This window comes from uncultured Sphingomonas sp. (assembly GCF_913778135.1).
Classification (GTDB): Bacteria; Pseudomonadota; Alphaproteobacteria; order Sphingomonadales; family Sphingomonadaceae; genus Sphingomonas.
Map to the genome: position 1 here is coordinate 1 of NZ_CAJYVU010000150.1, position 23452 is coordinate 23452.

Below are 23452 nucleotides of genomic sequence, written 5' to 3' on the forward strand. Positions count from 1 at the left end.
GAGGATTACGCCGTCGCGACGCTGACGCTCGACAATGACGTGGCGGTCCGGCTCGCCTGCTCGTGGCGGCTCCACGCCGGACAGGACGCGGTGATCGAGGCGAGCTTCTACGGCACGGATGGTGGCGCCACGATGCGCAACGTCGGCGGCTCGTTCTACGATTTCACCACCACGCACAACACCGGCACGCAGGCGCACGTCATCGCCAGCCCGCCGGAGGAATGGGGCGGCCGCGCCGCGATCGACTGGGCACGCCGCTTGGCCGGGAGCCCGCGCTTCGACGCGCAGGCGGACGAGTTCGTCGCCACCGCGCGCGCGCTCGACCGCATCTACGCAGGCAAGTAAACGCGTTGACCTAGTAGCTCAAATTGTACCGCTTGGCGCGCGCCTCCACGTGCGGTTCCAGCTTGAGCGCGGCGGTGCGCTCGGCGTCGCCGCGCGTCGTGTCGCCGCTGCGTTTCAGCGCCACCGCGCGCGCATAGCGCGACCAGGCGTTCGCCGGCTCGCGCTTGACCACCTCGTCATAGTCCGCGATCGCGCGCGGCCACGCGCCCTGCCGCAGATAGACGAGCGCGCGGCTGTCGAGGTACGTCGCTGCATTCGGGCGCAGCTTCAACGCACGATCGCAGTCCGCCAGCGCCTCGTCGAGCGCGGTGTTCGCGACCGCGCGCGCCCAGCAACGGCCGTTGAAGGCCGTCGCGCGGCTGCTGTCCTCGGGATGGCTCTTCAGCCAGCGATCGAGATTGCCGACCGCTTCCTCGGGCTGGCCCAGCTCGGTCAGCATCGTCGCCACGCGCAGCCGCTGGTCGGCCGATGGTGCGAGCGTGCGGTCAGCGGCGCGCACGTCCTCCAGCGCGCCGGCGCGCTCGTCGGCCCTGATCCGCACCGCCGCGCGCGTCAGCCGCGCCTCGGCATCGTTCGGTGCCAGCGTGATCGCACGATCGAGGTCGCCGCGCGCCCGAAGGAACTCGGCGCGGTCGCCCGACAGCCGCAGCATCGCGCGCTGGTAATAATAATGGCCTTCGCCCGGTGCCATCGCAATCGCCTTGTCGAAATCGGCCAGCGCGGCCGCGCGCTTCCCGTTCGAGGCAAAGGCCGCACCCCGCCGGCTGAACCCCGCCGCGTCAGTCGGCGCCGGCGATCGATCGGACAGGTCGATCACCGATCCAGTGTCGGTCACCGCTCGCCTGGGATTCTGCCCGAACAACGGCCCGCCTTCGTAGGTGAAGAACATCGTCTTGGTCGCGTTCGAAACGAACACGCGGTGCGTCAGGAAGAAGTCGATGCCGACGAGCATGTCGGTATCGCCCATCTCCATATCGGCGATATTGATGACCGGGCGGTTCAGCTTCTCGCCGCCGATATCGATGTTGGTGAAGGGTGCGCGCCACGTCTGCACGCCGCGCCGTCCGATACCGGTGCCGAACCCGACGCTCATCACCCCGGCGCTGTCGGGCGTCACCCCCAGCCGCTTGGCAACCGAGCGCGACATCAGCGAGGATTCGGCGCCGGTGTCGAACGTCGCGTTCACGTCGCCGCCGTTGATCTGGATCTTGCCGACCGTGTGCGGCTTGAACATGCCGTCGCTCCGCCCGATCAGCTTCAATGCACTGATCGGTCGCCCGTTCGCCCAATAAGCGAGATTGGTGCTGCCGCAGCCCTTGGTCTCGATCAGCCGTACGACGCCGTGCGGCAGGTCATATTCGACGTCGAGCACACCCAAGATGTTCTGCCCGAGCAGCCCGGCCGATCCGGTGTCGCTGCCCGCCACGACGAAGTCGGCCTTGCGCAGCGGAATGCCCGCAATCGAGAAGTTGGTCGCGGTGGCAGCGCCCGCATTCGCCGATCCACCCACGCCGCGCACGTGCAGGAACGGCAGATCGACCACCTTCAACCCGAACTCCTGCGCGGAGGCGAGCGACAGCGTGCTGTAGAAGGCGCCGCTGTCGAGGATGAAGCGCGCGGTCTTGTCGCCGAACTTCGCGGTCACCATCGGCCGCCTGCCCGCCATCGTCACCGGCAGTTCGGCCGCGACCGCGACCTTGCACTCGGCCGACGCCAGCGCAGGCATCGTTGCCCCCGCGACGCCTGCCAGCACCCCGACTACGACGCCCGCTACCCTGTTCCGCCCCATACGCCCTCACCCTTTTTCGGGCGAGAGCCTAGCGCCGCCACGTGACGGCGCAATTGGCGGAACATTACAATTGATCGAAGTCGATTGCGCCGTGACGGTCGAGCCAGTTGGGCGCTTCGGGCATCGGGTATTTGAGGCCGGTGGCGCAGTTGAACAGCACGACTTCCTCGTCCTCGTCGACCTCGCCGTCCTTGAGCGCCTGCTTGTACGCCGCCAGCGTCGCGCCGCCCTCGGGGCACAGCAGCAATCCGTCGCGCCGCGCGCACTCGTCGACCGCCTTCAGGATGGCCGGGTCGCCGACGCCCAACGCCTTGCCGCCGCTGTCGCGCACCGCGCGCAGGATCAGGAAGTCGCCCACCGCGCGCGGCACGCGGATGCCCGCCGCGACCGTATGCGCGTCTTCCCAGCGCTCCGCATGTTCCTCACCCGCCTCGAACGCGCGTACGATCGGCGCGCAGCCCGACGCCTGCACCGCGTACATCCGCGGACGTTCCGAACCGATCCAGCCCAACCGCTCGAGCTCGTCAAACGCCTTCCACATCCCGATCAGGCCCGTGCCCCCGCCGGTCGGATAGAAGATCGCGCTTGGAAGCCGCCAGCCCATCTGCGCGGCGAGCTCCAGCCCCATCGTCTTCTTGCCCTCGATCCGGTACGGCTCCTTCAGCGTCGAGAAGTCGAACCAGCGCCCTTCCGCGGCGCCCTTCCCCACGATCGCGCCGCAATCGTCGATCAACCCGTTGACGCGCCACACCCGCGCGCCCTGCGCCTGGATCTCGCGCACGTTGATCTCGGGCGTGTCCTCCGGGCAGAAGACGATCGTCTCGATCCCGCAGCGCGTCGCATAGGCGGCGAGCGCCGCGCCCGCGTTGCCGTTGGTCGGCATCGCGATGCGGGTCACACCCAGCTCCTTAGCCATCGCCACCGCCATGACGAGCCCGCGCGCCTTGAAACTGCCGGTCGGCAGCCGTCCCTCGTCCTTGACCAGCACGTTAGCGCCGCCGCTTTTCGGCACCGGGATCAGCGGCGTCTCGATCTCGCCCAGGCTGACGATGTCGCGCGTATGACGCACGGGCAGCAGCTCGCGCCAGCGCCACAGGCCGGTCTCGCGCGCGGCGAGCTGGTCGCGCGATAATGCCTGCCCCACCGCGTTCAGATCATAGCGCACCAGCAGCGGTCGCCCGACCCGCGACAGGTTGTGGAGCTGATCGGCCTCGTATCGCTCCCCCGTCATCGAACATTCTAGGTGCGTGACGAAGGTCGGACGATCGGCGGACAGATTCTCGTTCATGCCGCCGGACTCTACCGCGCCGCCCGCGCGAAACAATGCCCGACGCCGAAACGAGAAAGGGCGGAGACATCGTCCCCGCCCTCGCCCCGATCGAAACGTCGCCGCTCAGTCCGGCTTCTTCGCCACCGCGACGAGCGCGGGGCGCAGCAGCCGATCCTTGATCATCCAGCCCGACTGCATCTCCTGCACGATCGTGCCCGGCGCCTGGTCGCTCGGCATCTCCATCATCGCCTGGTGCTTGTTGGGGTCGAGCGGCTCGCCCATTGCGACGATGCGCGTGATGCCGTTGCGCTCGAACACCTTTTCCAGCTCGCGGCCCGTCGCCTCAAGGCCGGTGACCAGCCCCTTGAACTTGTCGTCCTCACGCAAATCGGCCGGGATCGCGGCGAGCCCGCGCTCGAGGTTGTCCGCGACCGACAGCACGTCGCGCGCAAAATTGGTCGCGGCATAAGCGCGCGCGTCGGCGGCGTCCTTCTCTGCGCGGCGGCGCACGTTCTGGATGTCGGCGCGCGCGTACAGCGTTTCCTGCTGCGCGGCGGCGAGCTGCTCTTCAAGCTCGGTGATGCGCGCGGCCTGTCCGTCGTGCTCGGCCAGCTCGGGTGCTGCCTCGGCGGTCTGTTCGCGCAGGTCTTCGGTCGTCTCGTCGGCCATTGTTGCCCCTGTGATAGATGCCGGCGTCGCTCAACCCATCAGGCGGGCGAGCGTCGCCGCGGTGAAATCCACTATCGGCACGATCCGCGCGTAGTTCAACCGCGTAGGCCCGATCACGCCGACGACGCCGACGACGCGCCCATCGTGCCCGCGGAACGGCTTGGCGATCACCGACGAGCCCGACAGCGCGAACAGCTTGTTCTCCGCGCCGATGAAGATGCGCGTCGCATCCCCCGCGCTCGCCGCGCCCAGCAGCGCCGCGACCTCCTGCTTGCCCTCCAAGTCGTCGAGCAGTTCGCGCACCCGCTCCAGGTCCGCCGCCGCCGCGTCGTCGAGCAGCCGCCCCTGCCCGCGCACGATCAGCACCGATCGCCTGGCACCATCCTCGCTCCACACCGCCAGGCCCCGTTCGACCAGCGTGCGTGCCGCGGCGTCGAGCGCGCTCTGCCCCTCGCCCAATTCGCGCTCGATCCGCGCGCGCGCTTCAACCAGCGTCAGCCCGCCCAGCGTCGCGGTCATGTAATTGCCCGCCTCGACCAGCGCCGACGCACTCACGCCCGGCGGCAGGTCAACGACACGGTTCTCGACCCCGCCGTCCTCCGCCACCAGCACCGCCAAGGCTTGGGCCTGCCCCCCACCATTTCCAGATCCAAGCGGCACGAACCCGATCGAGCGCAGCACCGCCTCACGCTTGGGCACCATCACCAGCCCCGCGCACGCCGACAGGCCCGACAGTGCCGCGGTCGTCGCCGCCAGCGCTTCCTCGACCGGCCCGCGGTTGGCGGCGCGTGCCTCGATCTGCGCGCGCTCCTCCGCGCTCGGCTCGGTCGCCTGCATCATGCCGTCGACGAACAGCCGCAAACCGCGCTCGGTCGGCATCCGTCCCGCGCTGGTGTGCGGCGCCGCGAGCAGGCCCATCGCCTCCAGTTGCGCCAGCACTCCGCGGATCGAGGCGGGCGACAGGTTGAGCCCGGCCTGTGCCAGCGTCTTCGATCCCACCGGTTGCCCGTCGTGCAGATAACCATCGACGACACGGCGGAAGATGTCGCGCGCGCGGTCGGACAGTTCGGCGATCGGCGGGGTCGCGCTCATGGACATGATGTAGGCACGCCCGCCGTCCGCCGACAAGCCGCGGCTATTTTCCGATCAGCGCAGCAATCGGCAGCAGCCCCGGCGCATTCCGCAGCCGCGCGAACAGCGCCTTGTTCGCCTCGTCGAAGCAGCCGTAATCAACGCGCTTGACCGTTTGCTCGCTGCCCGCCTGCCACGTCACCGTCAGCCCGGGCATGTCGCTCACGAGCGTGCGGCAGCGTGGTGACTCCGGAACGATCCCCTCGCCCGCGACCGTGCGGAGTTCAGCCACCGCCTCGCCGAACGCGCGTGCCTGCGCCGGCGTCGCCTGAAACCGCGTGATACCGCTCGCCGCAACATGCTGCGTTCCGACGAACTCGCCCGCGCCGCTGCCCGTGTCCACCGTCACCGAATAGACCGGGCAGGTGCCGTAGCATGCGCTGGTGTCATAGGTGATCCGCGTGGCCGCGGCGGGTGCAGCCACAGGCGGTGCGGTTCGCGTGGTGGCGCAGGCCGACAAGGTCAGCGCGGCGGCGGCGAGCAGGATCGAGGTTCTCATCATATCACCCCTACCCCTGCGATCGTGTCACCGCCATGAACACGCCCGCCCGCTCTGGCGTCACCCCCCGCCACCCGCTACGGCCATCACCGACTATTTACCCCGAGGAGTTCCCATGCGTCCCAGCGGCCGTGCGCCCGACCAGATGCGCGCCATCACGATCGAGCCCCATTTCACCCGCCACGCCGAGGGTTCGGTGCTGATCGGTTTCGGCGACACGCGCGTGCTCGTCACGGCGAGCGTCGAGGAGCGCGTACCGCCGTTCCTGCGCGGCAAGGGCCAGGGCTGGGTCACCGCCGAATACGGCATGCTCCCCCGCGCCACCCACACCCGCGGCAGCCGCGAGGCGGCGAAGGGCAAGCAGTCGGGTCGTACGCAGGAAATCCAGCGGCTGATCGGGCGTAGCTTGCGCGCGGTCACCGACATGAAGCTTCTGGGCGAGCGGCAGATCACGCTCGACTGCGACGTGATCCAAGCCGATGGCGGCACGCGCACCGCCGCGATCTCGGGCGCGTGGGTCGCACTCCGCCTCGCGGTCAACACGCTGATGGCGCAGGGGAAACTCACCGCCGACCCGATCACGCAGAAGGTCGCGGCGGTGTCGTGCGGCATCTACCAGGGACAGCCGGTGCTCGACCTCGACTATGACGAGGATTCGAACGCCGATGCCGACGGCAATTTCGTCCTGCTCGGCAACGGCAACATCGCCGAAGCGCAGGCGACCGCCGAGCACGCCACCTATGACGAGGAGGCTTTGCTCCGCCTGCTCCGCCTCGCCCGCATCGGCTGCACCGAGATCTTCGCGGCGCAGGACCGCGCCACGCAATGAGCGGCGAGGGCAAAGAACCGCAGGCGATCCGCAAGCTCCAACCCGGCAAGCTGGTGATCGCCAGCCACAACGCGGGCAAGGTGCGCGAGATCGCGGCATTGCTAGAGGGGCGCGGGCTCGACGTCGTCTCGGCGGGCGCGCTCGACCTGCCCGAACCGGAGGAGACCGGCACTACCTTCGTCATGAACGCGGAGCTGAAGGCGCGCGCCGCCGCCGACCTGTCAGGCCTCCCCGCGCTCGCTGACGACAGCGGGCTGTGCGTCGATGCGCTGGGCGGAGACCCCGGCATCTTCTCCGCGCGCTGGGGCGGCGAGAACAAGGATTTCGGCCACGCGATGCGGCTGGTCGAGGACAAGCTTGCCGCGCAGGACAACCCGCCGCGCGACGCGCACTTCGTCTGCGCGTTGGCGCTCGCCTGGCCCGACGGCCACGTCGAGTGGTTCGAGGGCCGCGTCGACGGCACGCTCGTCTGGCCTCCGCGCGGTGACAAGGGTCACGGCTACGATCCCGTCTTCGTGCCCGTTGGTCACGACGTGACCTTCGGCGAGATGGACGAGCCCGCCAAAAACGAGATCAGCCACCGCGGCGACGCGTTCCGGCAGATGGTCGCGGCGGTGTTCTGATCCAAACGGGGTGCGGCGGTTACTGCGCCCCTACCGTTCCCGTCAGCGGCGATGTCGCGACAGGAACGCCCACATCGCCTCATTGTCGACCACCGACCAGCTGTGCGTGCCGCCGCGTACCACCCGCGCCGCGACGCTTGCCCCGTCCGGGCAGCGTGCATAGCCTTGTTCATAGGTCCGCGCGTCGATCACGCGTGCGTAGGGCTCGCTGCAGCCGTCGATCACCGCCCAGCGCTGCAACGCCGCTACCTGCGCGTATTGCCAATATGGCGCGCCGCCGCCCGCGATCGGATTGGTCGTGTCGGCATCGCCCGAGAAGGCGAGCACCGGCATCCGTGCGTCTGGGCGGCACGTTGCCGGATCGGGCCGCATCGGCTCACCGGCGAGCGGCCGTCCCGCGCGCAGCCCCACCACCGGTGCGATCGCCGCGAAGCGTTGCGCGGCGACACAGCCCAGCCACGAGGTCATCCGGCCGCCGCCCGACAGCCCCGTCGCATAAACGCGCGCCGGATCGACGCAGCCGGTCGCCACCAACCGATCGATCAGCCCGGTCACATACGCAACGTCGTCGCGCGCGCTGGCCGGCGGCATCGCACCCGTGACGGTCTGCACGCCCGGAATATCCCAGACGAAGCCATGTCCCGCCGCAATCCCGCCATCGGGCGCGACAACGACGAAGCCGTGCCGATCGGCAGTCGCAGCAAGCCCGCTGTCGCGCAGCATCTGCGCGCCCGTGCCGGTGCTGCCGTGAAGCAGGATGACCAGCGGCATCGCTTCGTTCGTTACTGTGGCTGACAGATGCACCAGCGCACGCTCCGGCAACGCGTTCAATGCGTCTACGCGACAGACCGGCGCAGCGGCGGCGGGTAGCGCGAAGATGACGGCAAGGGTGCCCAGAAGCACGGCGAGCGCAAAGCGAGCAGGCATGCGCGGCACCTTAGCGTGGTTCACGACACGGTCGAACCAACCAACAGCACTGAGCGAGGCGGCGTGATCCTTGATCACACACCGCCTTCCATGCGCCTGGTCAGGAAAGTGAGGTGACAGGCACCGCGTCATTGCACCCGCCGGTCACGCCTGCAATGCTGGTTGGCGGGAGAATGACGATGTCGCCACGTACCCGTCTTCTCGTCGCCGCCGCAATCGCGCTTGCCGCCTTTGCCGCTACCCAGATCGTACCGCTCGCGGGCATGCCACTCGTTATCCTCGCCTCGCTCGCCTGGACCTGCCGCTTGGTACAGCACGCGCGTATCCGCGGGGGTTGATCTCACTCGGCGGCGAGCGCCTGCGGCGGCGCTTCCGCCACCACTCGGATCATCCGCTCGCTCGGGTCGATCGGATCGAGGAAGAATGCGCCCGCGTCGCGATTGGCGGTGAGCCAGGCAACATGTGCGGCGCTGATCCGCTGCCCCGGCACCAGCCGTGGTACGCCAGGGGGCGCAGGCGCAATCATTTCCGCCGCGACTCGGCCTTCGGCCTCTCCTAGCGGCACCTGCTCGGCCGCACCGAACAGCGCTTCGCCCGCCTCCATCGCCATCTCGACGCCGAGCGAACGCAGCGGCGGCGCCTCGCCAGTGGGTGCGAGTAACAGCGTGCCCTTGCGCAACCCCTTCGCGCACGCCGCCAGCCCGCGGGCGAGCGCGCGCACGTCGGTGGCCGTCGTGCCCGGCGCGACGATCGCCAGCAGGTGCCGCGCGTCGGACAATCCTACGCTCACACGGTATTCCTTGTTGAGCCAGTCGTCGATCGCGTAGCCCGACGCGCCCAGCGCGCTCACGTCGACCAGCACCTTGGTTTCGTCGAGATCGCTGCCCGCGGGCAGGTCGTCGCGCCCGAACACGCGCACGCCCTTGATCTTGCCCAGCCGACGCCGGAGGTCCGCCGCGCGCTCCAGCGCCTTGCCCCAGATTGCCTCGCCGTGCAGCGCGTGCTCGCGCCGCGCCACGTCCAGGCTGGCGAGGATCGGCACCGACGGGCTGGTCGTCTCGAAAAGCTCATACGCCATCCACAACCGCTGGCGGTCGACCAGTTCGCCCTGCGCCAACAGCGCCGATCCTTGCGTCAGCGCACCCATTGTCTTGTGAACGCTGTAGACCGCGACATCGGCGTCCTTGGTCAGCGCATCGTCGGGCAGCGCCTCGCAGAAGGCGAACGCGCCGCCCCATGCGGCGTCGCAGATCAGCGGCACGCCGCGCGCATGGCAGATCGCCGACAGCGCTCCGATGTCGCTGGTGACCCCGAAATAGGTTGGTGAGACGACGACGAAGGCTTTCGCATCCGGATGGGCGTCGAGCGCCGCGGTCAGCGCCTCCGGTGCGACACCGTGCTCGATGTCGAACGCGTCGTCGATCATCACCGGGACGATCTCGGCCTTCAATCCGACTGCCAGCGCATGCGCGCGCTCGGCCTTGTGGACGTTCGCGGCGAGCAGCACGGTATCGCCCGGCCCCGCCACCGCAGCGAGCGCGGTGTGAAGGCTCTGCGTCGACCCACCCGTCACGAAGCGGCAGAAATCCGCAGCCCAAGCCTCCGCCGCGATCTCGTGCGCGCGTTGCAGCACGTGTTCGCCCTCGGTTCGATCGTCCAGCCCCTTGGGCGTGATCACATCGGCCTCGAACACGCGCTTGCCCAGCACCTTGGCGAGATCGCGCGGCAGCGCGGCGCCTTGATGATGCCCCGGCGCGCCGAAACCGTGAACCTTGCGACGCTCGATCTGCTGCAACGCGTCGAGAATGGGTGCCTGGGTCTGATCCATGCGGCAGGAACGCTGCCCTGTCCCCGCGTGTCCTACCGTTCCACCTATGTCATGAAAATAAATCAGTAAGCGCGCTCGCCGACGACATTACCGGGGGGCGAGTAGCGGCATACGAGGAAGTCGTCTCTCGCGTTCGCGGCCAGCGCGCAGCCGATTGCGCGCGTGCCGCGCCAGACGATCTGCGTGTAATGCGCCACATCGCCCGCGCGCCCGGTGCGGCTGAACCCCGGCGTCGGTGCGTTGACGAAATCGCGCCGCTCGGCCAGCCACAGGTCGATCATCTCGGCGTAGGAATAAGCGCCGCGCGTGCCGGTGAACAGATTCTCGCCTTGCCCATGTTGGTCGGCGTGCGCGAAGCGGCCGCTCTGCGCCATCTGCTCGGCGTAGCGTTGCGCATCACGCGCAAGCGCGTCGTCCCACGCCAGCGATGTCAGCCCGAGCTCAGCGCGCGCCGCATTGTGCCGCGACAGCATGACGCGTTGCAGCAGCGCACGCCCTCGCTGCGCCGGCGCATCGCTGGTCCGCGCCTCCACTACCCGCTCAGGCGCAGGCGCGCTCTTGCCTGCCGAACACGCCGGCAGCACGATCACCGACAAAGCTAGGGCGAGCAGCGCAGCGTGGCGTTTCGGCGTCATCGCCGCCATATGGGCGCGGCATGACGCCCGACAATCCTGATACCCCTGCGATGAGCGAGGACGAACCGCTCGCGCTCTACGTCCACTGGCCGTTCTGCGTCTCCAAATGCCCTTATTGCGACTTCAACAGCCACGTGCGCGAGACCGTCGACCAGGCACGCTGGCGTGACGCCTTGCTGCTCGATCTCGCCTACGAGGTCGCTGTGCTGCCCGGACGCCGGCTCGGCTCGATCTTCTTCGGCGGCGGCACGCCCTCGCTGATGCCGCCCGCGACCGTCGCCGCGATCATCGATGCTGCCACCGCCGCCTGGGCACCCGACTCCGACCTCGAAATTACGCTGGAGGCGAACCCCTCCTCGGTGGAGGCCGCGCGCTTCGCCGATCTCGCCGCCGCCGGCGTCAACCGTGTCTCACTGGGGTTGCAGGCGCTCGACGATCGCGCGCTCCAGTTCCTCGGCCGCGCGCACGATGTGGCGGAGGGTCTCGGCGCACTCGAGACTGCTCAAGCCAATTTCGCGCGCGTCAGCTTCGACCTGATCTACGCCCGTCCCGATCAGCCGATCGAAGCATGGGAAGCGGAGCTGCGCCGTGCGCTCGCGTTCGGGACGGAGCATTTGTCGCTTTATCAGCTCACAATCGAGCCAGGCACGCGCTTCGCGACCGAGGCCGCCGCCGGTCGCCTCGTCATTCCCGACGCCGACGCCGCCGCCGACCTGTTCGAGTTGACCCGCGCGATCACTGCAGATGCGGGCATCCCCGCCTACGAGGTGTCGAACCACGCGCGCGCCGGTGCGGAGAGCCGTCACAATCTCGCTTACTGGCGCTACCGTGACTATGCCGGCGTCGGCCCCGGCGCGCACGGCCGTCGCGGTAATCACGCGACGCAGCGTAGGCGCAAGCCGGAGAACTGGCTCGCCGCGGTCGACCGCAACCGCCACGGCATCGAGGTGGAGGAACCGCTCGCCCCCGGCACCCGCGCGTCGGAGGCGTTGCTGATGGGACTTCGGCTGGCGGAGGGCGTCGACCTTTCCCGCATCACGCGCCGCACCGGGTTGCCGATCGACGCGCTGATCGACCGCCGCGGGGTGGCGCAGCTACCCCATCTGATCCGCCTCGACGGCGATCACCTGACGGTCACCGATGCGGGCATGCTGCTGCTCGACGCGATCCTGCCGCGCGTCGTCCGCGCCGACGAGGCGGCGGCGGCCTGATCCGGCCGCCGTCCGCACCTTAATCGTCGAACCGAGTCGGCGCGGGCGAAACCGTCACCGTCGTGCCGCCGCGCACTTCCTGCACCTCCAGCGCGCGCTCGGCGACACCGTCGCGACCGAAGCGGAACGCGCCGTCGATCCCGGCAAAGCCGTCCGCGTCGCGCAACCGGTTCTGCGGAAACGCGCTACCGACGCGCCAGTCGCGCGAGATCCGCACGACCAGCAGCACCGCGTCGTAACCCAGGCTCGACAGGCGGTACGGGCCTGCGCTGAACCGCGCGCGATAATTTTGCGCGTACTGGCGGTAGAGATTGTCCGGCACGCTGGCGAACCACGCGCCGTTCAGCGCCGCCTGTGTCGCCACCGCCCGGTCGGAGTTCCACAATTCGGTACCGAGCAGCCGAGTCGACGGGCTCGCGCGCTTGAGCAAGGGCGCTGCCACCGCCGCGGTGCTGCCGCCATCGGCGATCATCACCGCATCGAACGGCGCGTCCTTGTTCATCCGCGTCACCGCCTGCGCAACGGCCGACGGCGCACGATCATAGGTCTGCAGCGACACGACGCGCCCGCCCGCCTGCTCGACCGCGCGCAGGAACACGGTCGACGCGCGCGACCCGTAGAGCGCATTGGGCACCAGCCCGCCGAAGTTCTGCACGCCCTGACTGCGCGCGAACGCGACCACGCGCTCGATCGACTGGTTCGGCGCGTAGCCCATCACATAGGTGCCGTTACCCGCGACGCTGACGTCGTTGGAAAAAGAGATCACCGGCACGCCCGCACGCTTGGCGATCGGCGTCACCGCGCGCACGTCGTCGGCCAGCAGCGGGCCGAGGATCAGCTGCGCGCCCTCCGCGATCGCGCGGTTCGCCGCTGCCGCCGCACCGGTTGCGGTGTCATAGTTGGTGATCCGCACCTGCTGGCTGCGCGCGTCGAGCAATGCCAGCTGCGTTGCATTGGCGATGCTGCGCCCGACGCCCGCGTTGCTGCCCGACAACGGCACCAGCAGCGCGACACGGTTCCGCTCGGCATCCTGCGGCACGCCTGCGATCACGCCGCCCGCGTCGGGGCCACGCGTCGGTCGCGGCTTCTGCACCGGTGCGCGGTCGGGCGCCGGCGTCGGTCCACGTGGCACGACGGTGGCGCAGGCGGACAGGAGTATTGCCGCCGCCAGCGCGACCAGTTTCGAAACCGCGCGTGTCGGTTGCGGCCCCCGCTTCGATTCTGCCATGACACCCCTCGTGGAACCTCTATCCCCCGGCCTGTACATCGTCGCGACGCCGATCGGCAATCTCGCTGACCTTTCGCCCCGCGCCGCCGACATCCTGAGCCGCGCCGACGCGGTCGCGGTGGAGGACACGCGCGTCACCGCGGGCCTCCTGCGCCACATCGGGGTCAAGCGCCCGATGATCCCCTATCACGACCATAATGCGGAAGGGATGCGCCCCGGACTGATCGCGCGCATGGCGAGCGAGGCGGTCGCGCTCGTCTCGGATGCGGGCACCCCGCTCATCTCCGATCCCGGCTACAAGCTGGTCCGCGACGCGCGCGCCGCGGGCCATGCGGTGGTGACGATCCCGGGTCCGTGCGCCGCGATCGCCGCGCTGACGCTCGCCGCTCTGCCGACCGATCGCTTCCTGTTCCTCGGTTTCCTGCCCTCCAAGCAGCACGCCCGCGCCGAGGCGATCGCCGAAGTCGCCGCCGTGCGCGCTACGCTCGTTCTCTATGAGAGCGGCCCGCGCCTTTCCGCCTGCCTGTCCGCACTCGCCGAAGGTCTCGGCGACCGCGAGGCTGCCGTCGCGCGCGAGATCACCAAGAAGTTCGAGGAAGCCGTCACCGGCCGCCTCTCTACCCTCGCCGCACGCTACGCCGATGCGCCGCCCAAGGGTGAGATCGTCGTCGTCGTCGCCCCGCCCGAGCCACCCGCCCCGGCCAGCGCCGACGACGGCGACACCGCATTGGCCGAGGCGCTCACCCGCCTCCCCGCCGCGAAGGCAGCGGGCGAGGTTGCCCGAGCGCTCGGCCTCGACCGCAAGGCACTCTACGCCCGCGCGCTGGAGCTGAAGGGCGAACGCTAGCCGGCCGTCGCGAAGCGCCCCGCGTTCACGACTTCTCGCATGTCCCCTGCGCGTCGAGTTGATTCAGGTCGGCAAAGAACCGCTCCAGCGCCGTGCCAAGTCGCTCCGTACGTGCGGCGATCCCGCTCGCGTCGTGACCAAGCTGGTTCGATAGCTGATCGACCTTCGCCGCACCGACAGCGGCATCGGACACGCGCGACGCGATCAGATCCAGATCGGCTGCCGTGCCCGCGACATTGTGGCTGATGATGCTACCCTGCTCGGTCTGCACGTCGATTTCATCGGCGAGCGTGGCGGATTGTTCCGCCAGCCGCACCACTGTCGCACCAACGATCCGCAGGCTATCGCCAGCCTCTCCGGTCGCCGCCCGCATCCCCTCGACACGTCGGCCGATCTCAGTCGTTACGCGCGCAGCCTCAAGCGCCAACGCCTTGACCTCGTTCGCGACCACCGCAAAGCCGCGCCCCGCCGCTCCGGCACGCGCCGCCTCGATCGAGGCGTTCAACGCCAGCAGATCGGTCTGCCGCGCGATATCACCGACCAGGTCGATCGCGGTCGCGACACGCTCACCGTCATCCGCCACGCGGCGCATCTGCTCGACCAGTGCGTCGACCTGCTCCGCCGCGGCGCGGCCCTCGCTCGCCGCGTCGCGTGTCGCCGTTCGCGATCGATCCAGGTCGGTCATGAAGTGATCGGTCGCCGCCGCGATGTCGGCAGCCCCTGTGGTCACGCGGCTGGTCGCCGCCTTGACCTGGTCAAGTTCGGTCCGCGTCGATGCCGACACGTCGGCAAGCGTCTTTGCCGCGATGTGCAGCGAAGCAGCGGCGGCGCGACTGTCGGCGAACGTCACCGCCGTATTGCGCTCCAGCACTTTAGCCGCAGCGGCCAATCGCCGATCGCGTACCGCCTGCACCTGATCGAGCGTGCGCTGCCCGCGCTCCGCCGCAAGCGCGCGTTCCAGCTGCGCGGCGTGCATCGCGCGCAGATCGTCCTGATGCCGGGCGGCGGCGCGGAATACCTCGATTGCGCGGGCCATACGTCCAATCTCGTCATCGCGGTCGCCGTGCGGCGTTGACCCTTCGGCTTCTCCCGCCGCCAGGCGGGTCATTGCATCCTCGATGTCGCGCAGCGGTTGTGACACCAGCCGCCGCACAACCACCAGCGTCACGGACGCTGCGAAGATGAAGAGCAGCACGCTGGTGGCGAGGCCCATCACGGTCTCGCGGCGTTCGATCGCGCGCGCGCGCGCCAGCTGCTCGTCGACCACCCGCGCCTGTTCGGACACCAGCCGGTCCGCCAGCCGCGATGCGCGGCGCTCGGCCGGACGCACCTGCGCACGAAAGCGGGTGAGCGCGTCCGCTCGCCGACCCTGGGTGGCGAGTGCGGCGGACTGGTGCAACAGCGCCATCACGGCTCGCTGTTCCGCGATAAAGGTCCTTCGTTCGCCGCCCGCGAAGTTTTTATCTGCGCCGAGACGTCGAAGCGCGCGCCCCATCTCGCGCAGTCGGCTCGTGACCTTGTCGGTGATGACGGCGCGTTCGGCCGGTACGGGCTCGACGATCAGATTGAGCGCATCGCGCTGCAGCGAGCGGCTTAGCGATCGGATCTCGATCAACTCGACCCGGACCTTCTGCCGCGCCTCGACATTGCGATGCGCGGCCACGATCCGCTGTCGCGCCGCCGATCCTGCCAATCCGAGAACAAGCACGACGAGCAGCATGATCGCGATCGGTGCCAGCAGCTTAGCCGCCAAGGTACGATGCCAGTGCAGGTGGTCGCGCGTGAACATGTTGGGCCGGGTAGACGCGCGTTCTTAACTGCGTGTGACATGCCATCCGGGCCGTGACACCCTGCGACGATCGATCGGCATCATCCGCCTTGCAGCCCACCAAGGTGTCGTGCACCCCTGTCGCATGCCCCGTCCCGCCCCCACCCGCTCTCCGGATCAGCGCCGCGCGGCGGAGACGAGCGGGCGGCGCGGTGAGCGGCTGGCGGCATGGTGGCTGCGGTTGAAGGGCTGGCGCATTCTCGACCGTCGCGTGCGCACCCCCGCAGGCGAGGTCGACCTGGTTGCGCGACGCGGCGATCTCGTCGCCTTCGTCGAGGTGAAGATGCGCCGTACCGCCGCCGAGCTCGACCACGCGATCGATCAGCGCCGGCTCGCGCGCGTCGCGGCGGCGGCGGAGTTGCTGATGCCGCGCTACGCCGGGCCGGGCGAGGACATTCGCGTCGACGTGATCCTGCTCGCCCCCGGCACGCGCCCGCGCCACATCGAGAATGCCTGGATCGGCTAAGACGGACGCCTGTCCTACACGACCACACCATGCCTAGGTCGCCCTAACGGCCGCAAAGGTTGCGCCGCCCTCGCGCGCACATCCGTAGGTGTGTGACCTCAGTGACCTTCCACGCCTTACCCGCCGCGCGCGGGTGACAATCGACCACCCCGCGCCTAGGTCGGCACGGATACGCTGCCCGGAGGAACCATGTCGCTCACCGTCGCCGTCCAGATGGACCCGCTCGACCAGATCAACGTCGCTGGCGACTCGACCTTCGCGCTGATGCTCTCCGCGCAAGCGCGCGGGCACCGCCTGTTCCATTACCAGGCGGAGGACCTCAACTGGTCGGACGGTCGGCTGTGGGCGAAGGCGCACCCGGTCACCGTACATCCGCCGAGCACACCGGGCGCACGCGACCATTACCGCTTCGGCGATCCCGTCAGCCTAGACCTCGGCGACCAAGCCGACGTGGTGCTGATGCGGCAGGACCCGCCGTTCGATCTCGGCTACATCACTGCCACCCACCTGCTCGAGCGGATCGCCGACCGCACGCTCGTCGTCAACGATCCCGCGAGCGTCCGCAATGCGCCCGAAAAGGTGTTCGTGCTCGACTATGCGCGTTTCATGCCGCCGACGCTCGTCACCCGCAGCCTGGAGGAAGCGCGCGCGTTCCTCGCCAGGCACGGCCAGATCGTGGTCAAGCCGCTCCACGGCAACGGCGGCAAGGCGATCTTCAAGGTCGAGGAAGGCGGGCTCAACCTGTCCGCCCTGTTCGAAATCTTCAATCAGACCTGGCGCGAACCGCACATGGTGCAGGCGTTCCTCCCCGACGTGGCAAAGGGCGACAAGCGCATCGTGCTGGTCGACGGCGAGGTCGCGGGCGCGATCAACCGGTTGCCCGGTGCGGGCGAGATCCGCTCCAACCTCGCGGTCGGCGGCTCGGCCGAGAAGACCGAACTCACGGCGCGCGAGCGCGAGATTTGTGACATCCTCAGCCCTGAGTTGAAGCGCCGCGGGCTGATCTTCGTCGGCATCGACGTGATCGGCGGCGAGTGGCTGACCGAGATCAACGTGACCTCGCCGACCGGGATCGTCGCGATCGAGCGGTTTGACGGCACCGACGTGGCCGGCATGATCTGGGACGCGATCGAGCGCCGCGTGGCGGAACGCTGACGCATGCGCGGCCGTTGCCCGACCGCATGATCGACCGCATCCGCCCGTGACCAACCTCATCTTCGACTGGATCGCCTGGGGCGGTTACCTCGGCATCTTCCTCCTGATGGCGCTGGAAAACATCTTTCCGCCGATCCCGTCGGAGGTGATCATGGGTCTGGGCGGGATCGCGGTCGCGCGCGGGCAGATGGCGATGGTGCCGCTGGTGCTGTGGGGCACCGCGGGCACGACGATCGGCAACCTGTTCTGGTACGAGGTCGGCCGCCGGCTCGGCTACGCGCGCTTCCGCCCCTTCGTCGAGCGCCACGGCCGCTGGCTGACGCTCGAGTGGGACGATGTCGAGCGCATCCACACCTTCTTCCAGCGGCAGGGCGGCTGGGTCGTGTTCGTGTTCCGCTTCATGCCGACCTTCCGCACCATGATCTCGCTGCCGGCCGGCATGACCGCGATGCCCTTGTGGCGCTTCATGCTGTGGACGTTCCTGGGCTCGGCTATCTGGAACGTGATCCTGGGCGGCGCGGGTTACTACCTTGGCACCCGCTACGCCGAGCTCGACAAATATGTCGGCCCGGTCGGCATCGTGCTGATGGCCGTCGCGGTGCTGATCTACCTCTACCGCGTGATTACCTGGCACCCGCGCGGTAGTTGAGGCGCGCTACAGATCGAGGGCCCAGCCGTCGCGGCCCTTGGGATCGATCGGCTTGGTCGGCACGTAGCGCACCTCGCCGCCGCGCAGTCGCAGGATCGTCCAGTCGCCGCGCCGGTCAACCGCCTCCAGCACGCAACCGCACGCCTCGAACGCCGCGACCACCTCGGCGCGCTGCGTTTCCAGCAACCCCGCCAGCACGATCGCTGCGCCCGGACCAGCGATCGCCGCGACCTCCGGCGCCATCGAGATCAGCGGCCCCGCCAGGATGTTGGCGATCACCAGATCGTAGGGTGCATCGGCCGCGATCTCGTCGCTCAGCGCGCCGTCGGCAACCACCAGCCGCAGTCCCGACACGCCGTTCGCCGCCGCATTCTCCCCGGTCACCACGATCGCTGCCGGATCGATGTCGGTCGCGGTGATCGCCGCCCCCGGCCACAGGTGATGCGCGGCAAAGGCGAGCAGCCCGGTGCCGGTACCAAGGTCGATGACGTTGGCGAACGCCTTACCCGACAATCCGTCCAGCATTGCCAGACACCCCGCGGTTGTTGCATGATGCCCGGTCCCGAACGCCTGCCCCGCGTCGATCAGGAACGCGCGGCCACCCTGGGGCGGCGCAATCGGGTGCGCGCTGGTATGCACCACGAAGCGGCCCTCGCGGATCGGCTCCAGCCCCGCCTGGCTCATCGTCACCCAATCCTGCGCGGTCAGCGGCTCGACCACCGGCTCGACGCCCGACGCGCTCGGCACAAGGGCAACAAGCGCGGCGATCATCGCCGCGTCGGGCTCATACTCGCAATAAGCGTCGAGCCGCCAGTGCTCGCGGTCGTCCTCGACCTCCTCGGTCGTCATCAGCACCGCGTCGATCGTCAGGTCGTCGGCGGCATCGATCGCCTCCGCCTCGGCGCGAGTGCACGGCAGCGTGACGCGCCAGCTATCGATCGTATCAGCGGACATAGCTCGCCCCATTCACGTCGATCACTGCGCCCGTCATCGATGCCGGTGCGTCGGTCGCGAGCCAGCGCGCGGTCTCTGCAACCTCTTCGGGTGATGCGACGCGGCCGAGCGGAATGTCGGCGAGCAGCTTGTCCCCACCGCGGCTGGCGAGATAATCCTCGGCCATCCCGGTCATCGTGAAGCCGGGGCAGATCGCGAACGCTAGGATGCCCTCGGCCGCGTAACCGCGCGCGATCGTCTTGGTCATGGCAACCATGCCAGCCTTCGACGCGGCATAATGCCAGTGCGCCGGACTGTCGCCGCGATAGGCCGCGCGGCTCGCGACGTTGACGATCCGCCCTCCACGACCTTGCTCTTGCCAGTGCCGGACGGCGCGACGACACAGAACGGCTGAGGCGGTCAGATTGACCTGCATCGTCCGTTCCCAGCCGGCGAGCCACGCGTCATCGGCGCTATCGAGCGGATTGGCCTCGAACACGCCGGCATTGTTGATCAGCACGTCGATGCGCCCGCCCAGCCGGTCGAGCGCGGTGTCCCACAATCTGTCCGGTGCGTTCGGATCGGCGAAGTCCGCGGGCACGCCGCTCGCCGTGCCGTGGCCCACGACCTGATGGCCCGCACTCGTCAGCGCCTCGGCGATTGCCGCGCCGATGCCGCGGCTCGACCCGGTAAGAAGAATGTTGCTCATGACGGGCGGCTGTACGGCGCCTTGCGAGGCGCAGCAACGCCGCGCAGGCGTGTCAGGCGACGCTGCGCGCGAACTCCTCCGCCGACCCGCGCAGCGCCTCCAGGCGGGCGCCGACATGCGCGAACTCGTCCTGCAACGCGTCGATCTCGCTCGCCACACCTTCCGTATCCGACCGGATCGCCGCGATCGTGTGCGACATCGAGTCGGCGGCGAGTGCGGTTTCGTCGACCGCGGCGGTGATCGCGGTCACCGTGTGCGCCTGCGCCTCCATCGCGTGGCGGATGCGCGTGGCCGAATCCTGCACCTCCAGCACGGTCGTGCGGATCGAGGCGGAGGTGTCGACCGTGGTGCGCGTCGCGGTCTGGATCGCCGCGATCTTGCCCGCGATATCGTCGGTGGCGCGCGCGGTCTGGTTGGCGAGGCTCTTCACCTCCTGCGCCACCACCGCGAAGCCGCGACCCGCATCACCTGCGCGCGCCGCCTCGATCGTGGCGTTCAACGCGAGGAGATTGGTCTGCCCCGCGATGTCGCGGATCAGCCCCAGGATCGACTCAATCGATTTCGCATGCTCGCTGAGCGCCTCGGACACGCTGACCGCTTCGCCCGCCTGTCGCCCCGCCCTGGTCGCGATCTCGGCCGCGGCCTCCACCTCGACGCGCGCGTCCTCGATCGCGCGGATCAGCCCCGCGGCGGTCGAGGCGGCATCGCGCATCGCGACCGCAGACTGCTCGGCGGCGGCGGCAACCTCGCTAGCCTTGCCCAGCATGCCGCGCGCCGAGGCCGACGCGCCCGCCGCCTGCATGCGCAACCCGTCGCCGTTCTGGGTCGCCGCTTCGACCGTCACCGCGATGCCATCGCGGAATTCGACCGCCAGCCGGTCGCGCGCGATCTGTGCGCTGTGTTCGCGGTAGGCGTTGTAGAACTCGACCGTGATCTCGCCTTCGAGCGCCGAAAGCCGCATCAGCGTGTCGACCAGTTCGGCCAGTCGCGGGTCACCCTGCGGCACGCGGCTCATCAGGCTGTCGAGCGCCGCGCGGTCGCTCGCGCTGATCATCGACAGGAGCGCCATCGGCGTCACGTCGGCGGCATAGGCCGACGCGACCGAGCGTTCGATCGATTCGACCCAGTCGCGCTCGCGCGTGCGGAGGAAACGGTTCTGAAGGAACGCGCAGCCGAGTTCGATCATCCGCTCGGTATCATGCGGCGCCCACACCTTGCCGCTCTCGAAACAGCGCAGCCATTGGTGCCAGTAAGCGGTCGAGATCGCTACCACGTCGGGCGCGATCGCCTCCCACGTCGTGCGGCTCATCGTCGCCAGCCGGCCATCGGCATCGAACACGCGGAACCGCGCGGCCAGATCCAGTTTCGCCGCGATCGAACCGGGTGTCGGCAGATCGGTCGGCACGGGGCGCTGCGTCATGAAGGTCATGGCCTTGCGTGTACCGCCAACCGGTTAATGCCGCGTTAGACGTGCCGGACGTGCCACCACCCTTGCATCGCGCGGCATGGCGGTTAAGGGCATGCAGTTGAAAGGAACCGACGTTGGCCAGCCGACCCGCCCCCCGATCCCGCCCGAGGAGCCCGCACCTCTTCACGGGCCCGATGCAATTCCACTACCGTTTCAGCCCCGCGATGCTGACCTCGATCACGCACCGTGCGACCGGCGCGGTGATGGCGACGGTGGGCGCGATCCTGCTGGTGTGGTTCCTCGCCGCGATCGCAGCGGGTGAGAGTGCGTATGCGACCTTCCGCGACGTGTTCACCACCTCGAACGGGCACCTGAACATCGTCGGCTACGTCGTCGGCATCGGGCTGACCTGGTCGGTGTTCCAGCACATGGCGAGCGGCATCCGCCACCTCGTGATGGACACGGGTGCGGCGTTCGAGCTCAAGACCAACCAGCTGTTCGCGCGAATGACCTTCGTCTTCTCGATCGTGATGACGATCCTGTTCTGGCTCTGGCTGGGGTTGAAGTAATGAGCACTGAACTCGGCCGCGTCCGCGGCTACGGCAGCGCGCACGAGGGCGTGCACCACTGGTGGCATCAAAAACTGACCGCTGGCACCAACCTGCTGCTGATGGTGTGGCTGCTCGCCTCGCTGGCGATGCTGCCGGCCTATGATTTCGCAACCGTCCGGCTGTGGCTCGGCTCGGCCTGGGCGGCGATCCCGATGCTGCTGCTGGTCGTCTCGGTCGTGTACCACTTCCGCCTGGGGCTGCAGGTCGCGATCGAGGATTACGCGCGGATGCAGAGCCGCTTTGTCGCGATTGTGCTGCTCAACGTCTACGCCGCCGCGATTGCCGGTGTCGCCATCTTCTCCATTCTCAAGATCGCCTTCGGAGCCGCGCAGTAATGGCTGCCTATCAGATCATCGACCATACCTATGACGCCGTCGTCGTCGGCGCGGGCGGCTCGGGCCTGCGCGCCACGATGGGCATCGCGGAAAGCGGTTTAAAGACCGCCTGCATCACCAAGGTGTTCCCGACGCGCAGCCACACCGTTGCCGCGCAGGGCGGCATCGCCGCCAGCCTCGGCAACAACTCACCCGACCATTGGTCGTGGCACATGTTCGACACGGTCAAGGGCTCCGACTGGCTCGGCGACCAGGACGCAATCGAGTATATGGTGCGTGAGGCGCCGCAGGCGGTGTACGAGTTGGAGCACGCCGGCGTACCGTTCAGCCGCAACGACAACGGCACGATCTACCAGCGTCCGTTCGGCGGTCACATGCAGAACATGGGCGAAGGTCCGCCGGTTCAGCGCACCTGCGCCGCCGCCGACCGCACCGGCCATGCGATGCTGCACGCGCTGTACCAGCAGTCGCTGAAATACGACGCCGACTTCTACGTCGAATATTTCGCGCTCGATCTGATCATGGAAAACGGCGTTTGCCGCGGCGTGATCGCGCTGTGCATGGAAGACGGCTCGATCCACCGTTTCCGCGCGCATAACGTCGTGCTGGCGACCGGCGGCTATGGTCGCTGCTATTTCTCGGCCACCTCGGCGCACACCTGCACGGGTGACGGCGGCGGCATGGTGCTGCGCGCAGGCCTGCCGCTTCAGGACATGGAGTTCGTGCAGTTCCACCCGACCGGCATCTATGGTGCGGGCGTCCTCATCACCGAAGGTGCGCGCGGTGAAGGCGGTTACCTGACCAACTCCGAGGGCGAGCGCTTCATGGAGCGTTACGCGCCGTCGGCCAAGGACCTCGCCAGCCGCGACGTCGTGTCGCGCTCGATGGCGATGGAAATCCGCGAAGGACGCGGCGTTGGCAAGGAGGGCGATCATATCTACCTCCATCTCGACCATATCGACCCGAAGGTGCTGGCCGAGCGCCTGCCCGGCATCACCGAGACCGGCAAGATCTTCGCCGGTGTCGACCTGACCCGCCAGCCGCTGCCTGTGACGCCGACCGTCCACTATAATATGGGCGGCATTCCGACCAACTATCACGGCGAAGTCGTCCGCCTGAAGGACGGCAACCCGGACTCGGTCGTCCCCGGCCTGTTCGCGGTCGGCGAAGCGGCCTGCGTCTCGGTGCACGGCGCGAACCGCCTCGGCTCCAACTCGCTGATCGACCTTGTCGTGTTCGGCCGCGCGACCGGCCTTCGGATCAAGGACACGCTGAAGCCCGGCACGCCGCACGCGCCGCTGCCCAAGGGTTCGGAAGAGCTGGCGCTGGGTCGCCTGGACCACTTCCGCAACGCCGCGGGCAGCGCGACCACCGCGTCGGTGCGCAGCGAGATGCAGAAGACGATGCAGCGCCACTGCGCCGTGTTCCGCACCGACGAGCTGCTGACCGAAGGTCGCCAGATGATCCGCGCCACCTATGACCGGATGAAGGACATCGGCATCAAGGATCGCTCGCTGATCTGGAACA

General features: G+C 68.8%; 24 protein-coding genes and 1 pseudogene. 12 read left to right on the plus strand and 13 right to left on the minus strand.

All coding sequences use genetic code 11. The features are described from left to right. Window positions 1-345, plus strand: a pseudogene (locus tag QZ847_RS13785) (gfo/Idh/MocA family oxidoreductase); the annotation flags it as partial. 10 nt (window positions 346-355) lie between these two features. Here QZ847_RS13785 and QZ847_RS13790 read toward each other — a convergent pair. The 5 genes from QZ847_RS13790 to QZ847_RS13810 form a co-directional block, all read right to left on the minus strand. After that, window positions 356-2134 carry an aspartyl protease family protein gene (locus QZ847_RS13790; protein WP_294357381.1) on the minus strand — a complete coding sequence of 593 codons (1779 nt, stop codon included), beginning with the start codon at window positions 2132-2134 and terminating at the stop codon, window positions 356-358. Window positions 2135-2198: 64 nt separating this feature from the next. Further along, window positions 2199-3422 (minus strand): threonine synthase, encoded by a 1224-nt coding sequence (locus tag QZ847_RS13795; protein ID WP_294357382.1) that lies wholly within the window; start codon window positions 3420-3422, stop codon window positions 2199-2201. Window positions 3423-3527: 105 nt separating this feature from the next. Continuing rightward, window positions 3528-4073 (minus strand): nucleotide exchange factor GrpE, encoded by a 546-nt coding sequence (gene grpE / locus QZ847_RS13800; protein WP_294357384.1) that lies wholly within the window; start codon window positions 4071-4073, stop codon window positions 3528-3530. 30 nt (window positions 4074-4103) lie between these two features. Beyond that, entirely contained in the window at window positions 4104-5165 is a 1062-nt protein-coding gene (gene hrcA, locus QZ847_RS13805) for a heat-inducible transcriptional repressor HrcA (protein WP_294357386.1), read from the minus strand. 43 nt (window positions 5166-5208) lie between these two features. After that, window positions 5209-5703: a DUF6438 domain-containing protein gene (locus tag QZ847_RS13810; protein WP_294357388.1), complete on the minus strand. Its 495-nt coding sequence runs from the start codon at window positions 5701-5703 to the stop codon at window positions 5209-5211. A 115-nt stretch (window positions 5704-5818) separates the two neighbouring features. Here QZ847_RS13810 and rph point away from each other — a divergent pair, with 115 nt between their 5' ends. Both rph and rdgB read left to right on the plus strand, forming a co-directional pair. Beyond that, window positions 5819-6532, plus strand: coding sequence for a ribonuclease PH (rph, locus tag QZ847_RS13815; protein ID WP_294357389.1), 714 nt, complete (start codon window positions 5819-5821; stop codon window positions 6530-6532). Then, complete coding sequence (gene rdgB / locus QZ847_RS13820; protein WP_294357390.1) at window positions 6529-7155, plus strand: RdgB/HAM1 family non-canonical purine NTP pyrophosphatase; 627 nt, start codon at window positions 6529-6531, stop codon at window positions 7153-7155. The genes rph and rdgB overlap by 4 nt, the downstream gene beginning before the upstream one ends. 42 nt (window positions 7156-7197) lie before the next feature. On the opposite strand, the gene QZ847_RS13825 is transcribed toward rdgB, so the two are convergent. After that, window positions 7198-8082: a PHB depolymerase family esterase gene (locus QZ847_RS13825; protein ID WP_294357391.1), complete on the minus strand. Its 885-nt coding sequence runs from the start codon at window positions 8080-8082 to the stop codon at window positions 7198-7200. Window positions 8083-8261: 179 nt separating this feature from the next. On the opposite strand from QZ847_RS13825, the gene QZ847_RS13830 reads away from it, so the two are divergent. After that, the gene (locus QZ847_RS13830) at window positions 8262-8420 is read left to right on the plus strand and encodes a hypothetical protein (RefSeq protein WP_294357394.1); all 159 of its coding nucleotides are present in this window, start codon (window positions 8262-8264) and stop codon (window positions 8418-8420) included. Between the two features lie 2 nt (window positions 8421-8422). Here the strand turns inward: QZ847_RS13830 and QZ847_RS13835 are convergent, their stop codons facing one another. After that, the gene (locus QZ847_RS13835; RefSeq protein ID WP_294357396.1) at window positions 8423-9910 is read right to left on the minus strand and encodes an aminotransferase class V-fold PLP-dependent enzyme; all 1488 of its coding nucleotides are present in this window, start codon (window positions 9908-9910) and stop codon (window positions 8423-8425) included. Between the two features lie 62 nt (window positions 9911-9972). Next, a complete protein-coding gene (locus QZ847_RS13840) occupies window positions 9973-10554 on the minus strand; it encodes a CAP domain-containing protein (RefSeq protein ID WP_294357398.1) in 582 nt (193 codons plus the stop codon). A gap of 11 nt (window positions 10555-10565) precedes the next feature. Here QZ847_RS13840 and hemW point away from each other — a divergent pair, with 11 nt between their 5' ends. Further along, window positions 10566-11756 (plus strand): radical SAM family heme chaperone HemW, encoded by a 1191-nt coding sequence (gene hemW / locus QZ847_RS13845; protein ID WP_294357399.1) that lies wholly within the window; start codon window positions 10566-10568, stop codon window positions 11754-11756. Between the two features lie 19 nt (window positions 11757-11775). Here the strand turns inward: hemW and QZ847_RS13850 are convergent, their stop codons facing one another. After that, window positions 11776-12984, minus strand: a complete 1209-nt coding sequence (locus tag QZ847_RS13850) for a penicillin-binding protein activator (protein WP_294357401.1) — start codon at window positions 12982-12984, stop codon at window positions 11776-11778. Here QZ847_RS13850 and rsmI point away from each other — a divergent pair. Continuing rightward, window positions 12983-13831, plus strand: coding sequence for a 16S rRNA (cytidine(1402)-2'-O)-methyltransferase (rsmI, locus tag QZ847_RS13855; RefSeq protein ID WP_294357403.1), 849 nt, complete (start codon window positions 12983-12985; stop codon window positions 13829-13831). The two genes, QZ847_RS13850 and rsmI, sit on opposite strands and share 2 nt — an antisense overlap. A gap of 25 nt (window positions 13832-13856) precedes the next feature. Here the strand turns inward: rsmI and QZ847_RS13860 are convergent, their stop codons facing one another. Continuing rightward, window positions 13857-15620 (minus strand): methyl-accepting chemotaxis protein, encoded by a 1764-nt coding sequence (locus QZ847_RS13860; protein WP_294357404.1) that lies wholly within the window; start codon window positions 15618-15620, stop codon window positions 13857-13859. A gap of 124 nt (window positions 15621-15744) precedes the next feature. Between QZ847_RS13860 and QZ847_RS13865 the strand changes: the two genes are divergently transcribed. The 3 genes from QZ847_RS13865 (at window position 15745) to QZ847_RS13875 (ending at window position 17929) form a co-directional block, all read left to right on the plus strand. Beyond that, window positions 15745-16125, plus strand: coding sequence for a YraN family protein (locus QZ847_RS13865; protein WP_294357406.1), 381 nt, complete (start codon window positions 15745-15747; stop codon window positions 16123-16125). A gap of 189 nt (window positions 16126-16314) precedes the next feature. Then, the gene (gshB, locus tag QZ847_RS13870) at window positions 16315-17280 is read left to right on the plus strand and encodes a glutathione synthase (protein WP_294357408.1); all 966 of its coding nucleotides are present in this window, start codon (window positions 16315-16317) and stop codon (window positions 17278-17280) included. Between the two features lie 46 nt (window positions 17281-17326). Continuing rightward, window positions 17327-17929 carry a DedA family protein gene (locus tag QZ847_RS13875; protein ID WP_294357410.1) on the plus strand — a complete coding sequence of 201 codons (603 nt, stop codon included), beginning with the start codon at window positions 17327-17329 and terminating at the stop codon, window positions 17927-17929. 6 nt (window positions 17930-17935) lie between these two features. Here QZ847_RS13875 and QZ847_RS13880 read toward each other — a convergent pair whose 3' ends face one another. From QZ847_RS13880 to QZ847_RS13890, 3 genes are read right to left on the minus strand one after another with little or no spacing between them, the layout of a single operon-like run. Further along, complete coding sequence (locus tag QZ847_RS13880; RefSeq protein WP_294357412.1) at window positions 17936-18883, minus strand: 50S ribosomal protein L11 methyltransferase; 948 nt, start codon at window positions 18881-18883, stop codon at window positions 17936-17938. After that, a complete protein-coding gene (locus QZ847_RS13885; RefSeq protein WP_294357414.1) occupies window positions 18873-19571 on the minus strand; it encodes an SDR family oxidoreductase in 699 nt (232 codons plus the stop codon). Before QZ847_RS13885 ends, QZ847_RS13880 begins: the two co-directional genes overlap by 11 nt. Window positions 19572-19623: 52 nt before the next feature. Continuing rightward, window positions 19624-21000 (minus strand): methyl-accepting chemotaxis protein, encoded by a 1377-nt coding sequence (locus QZ847_RS13890; RefSeq protein WP_294357416.1) that lies wholly within the window; start codon window positions 20998-21000, stop codon window positions 19624-19626. A gap of 113 nt (window positions 21001-21113) precedes the next feature. On the opposite strand from QZ847_RS13890, the gene sdhC reads away from it, so the two are divergent. The 3 genes from sdhC to sdhA all read left to right on the plus strand — a co-directional run. Then, entirely contained in the window at window positions 21114-21548 is a 435-nt protein-coding gene (sdhC, locus tag QZ847_RS13895) for a succinate dehydrogenase, cytochrome b556 subunit (RefSeq protein ID WP_093005579.1), read from the plus strand. Further along, on the plus strand, window positions 21548-21925 hold the full coding sequence (gene sdhD, locus QZ847_RS13900; protein ID WP_093005577.1) for a succinate dehydrogenase, hydrophobic membrane anchor protein: 378 nt from the start codon (window positions 21548-21550) through the stop codon (window positions 21923-21925). Before sdhC ends, sdhD begins: the two co-directional genes overlap by 1 nt. Beyond that, a partial coding sequence (gene sdhA, locus QZ847_RS13905) for a succinate dehydrogenase flavoprotein subunit (RefSeq protein WP_294357421.1) occupies window positions 21925-23452 on the plus strand: 1528 nt, incomplete at its 3' end. The genes sdhD and sdhA, both read left to right, overlap by 1 nt.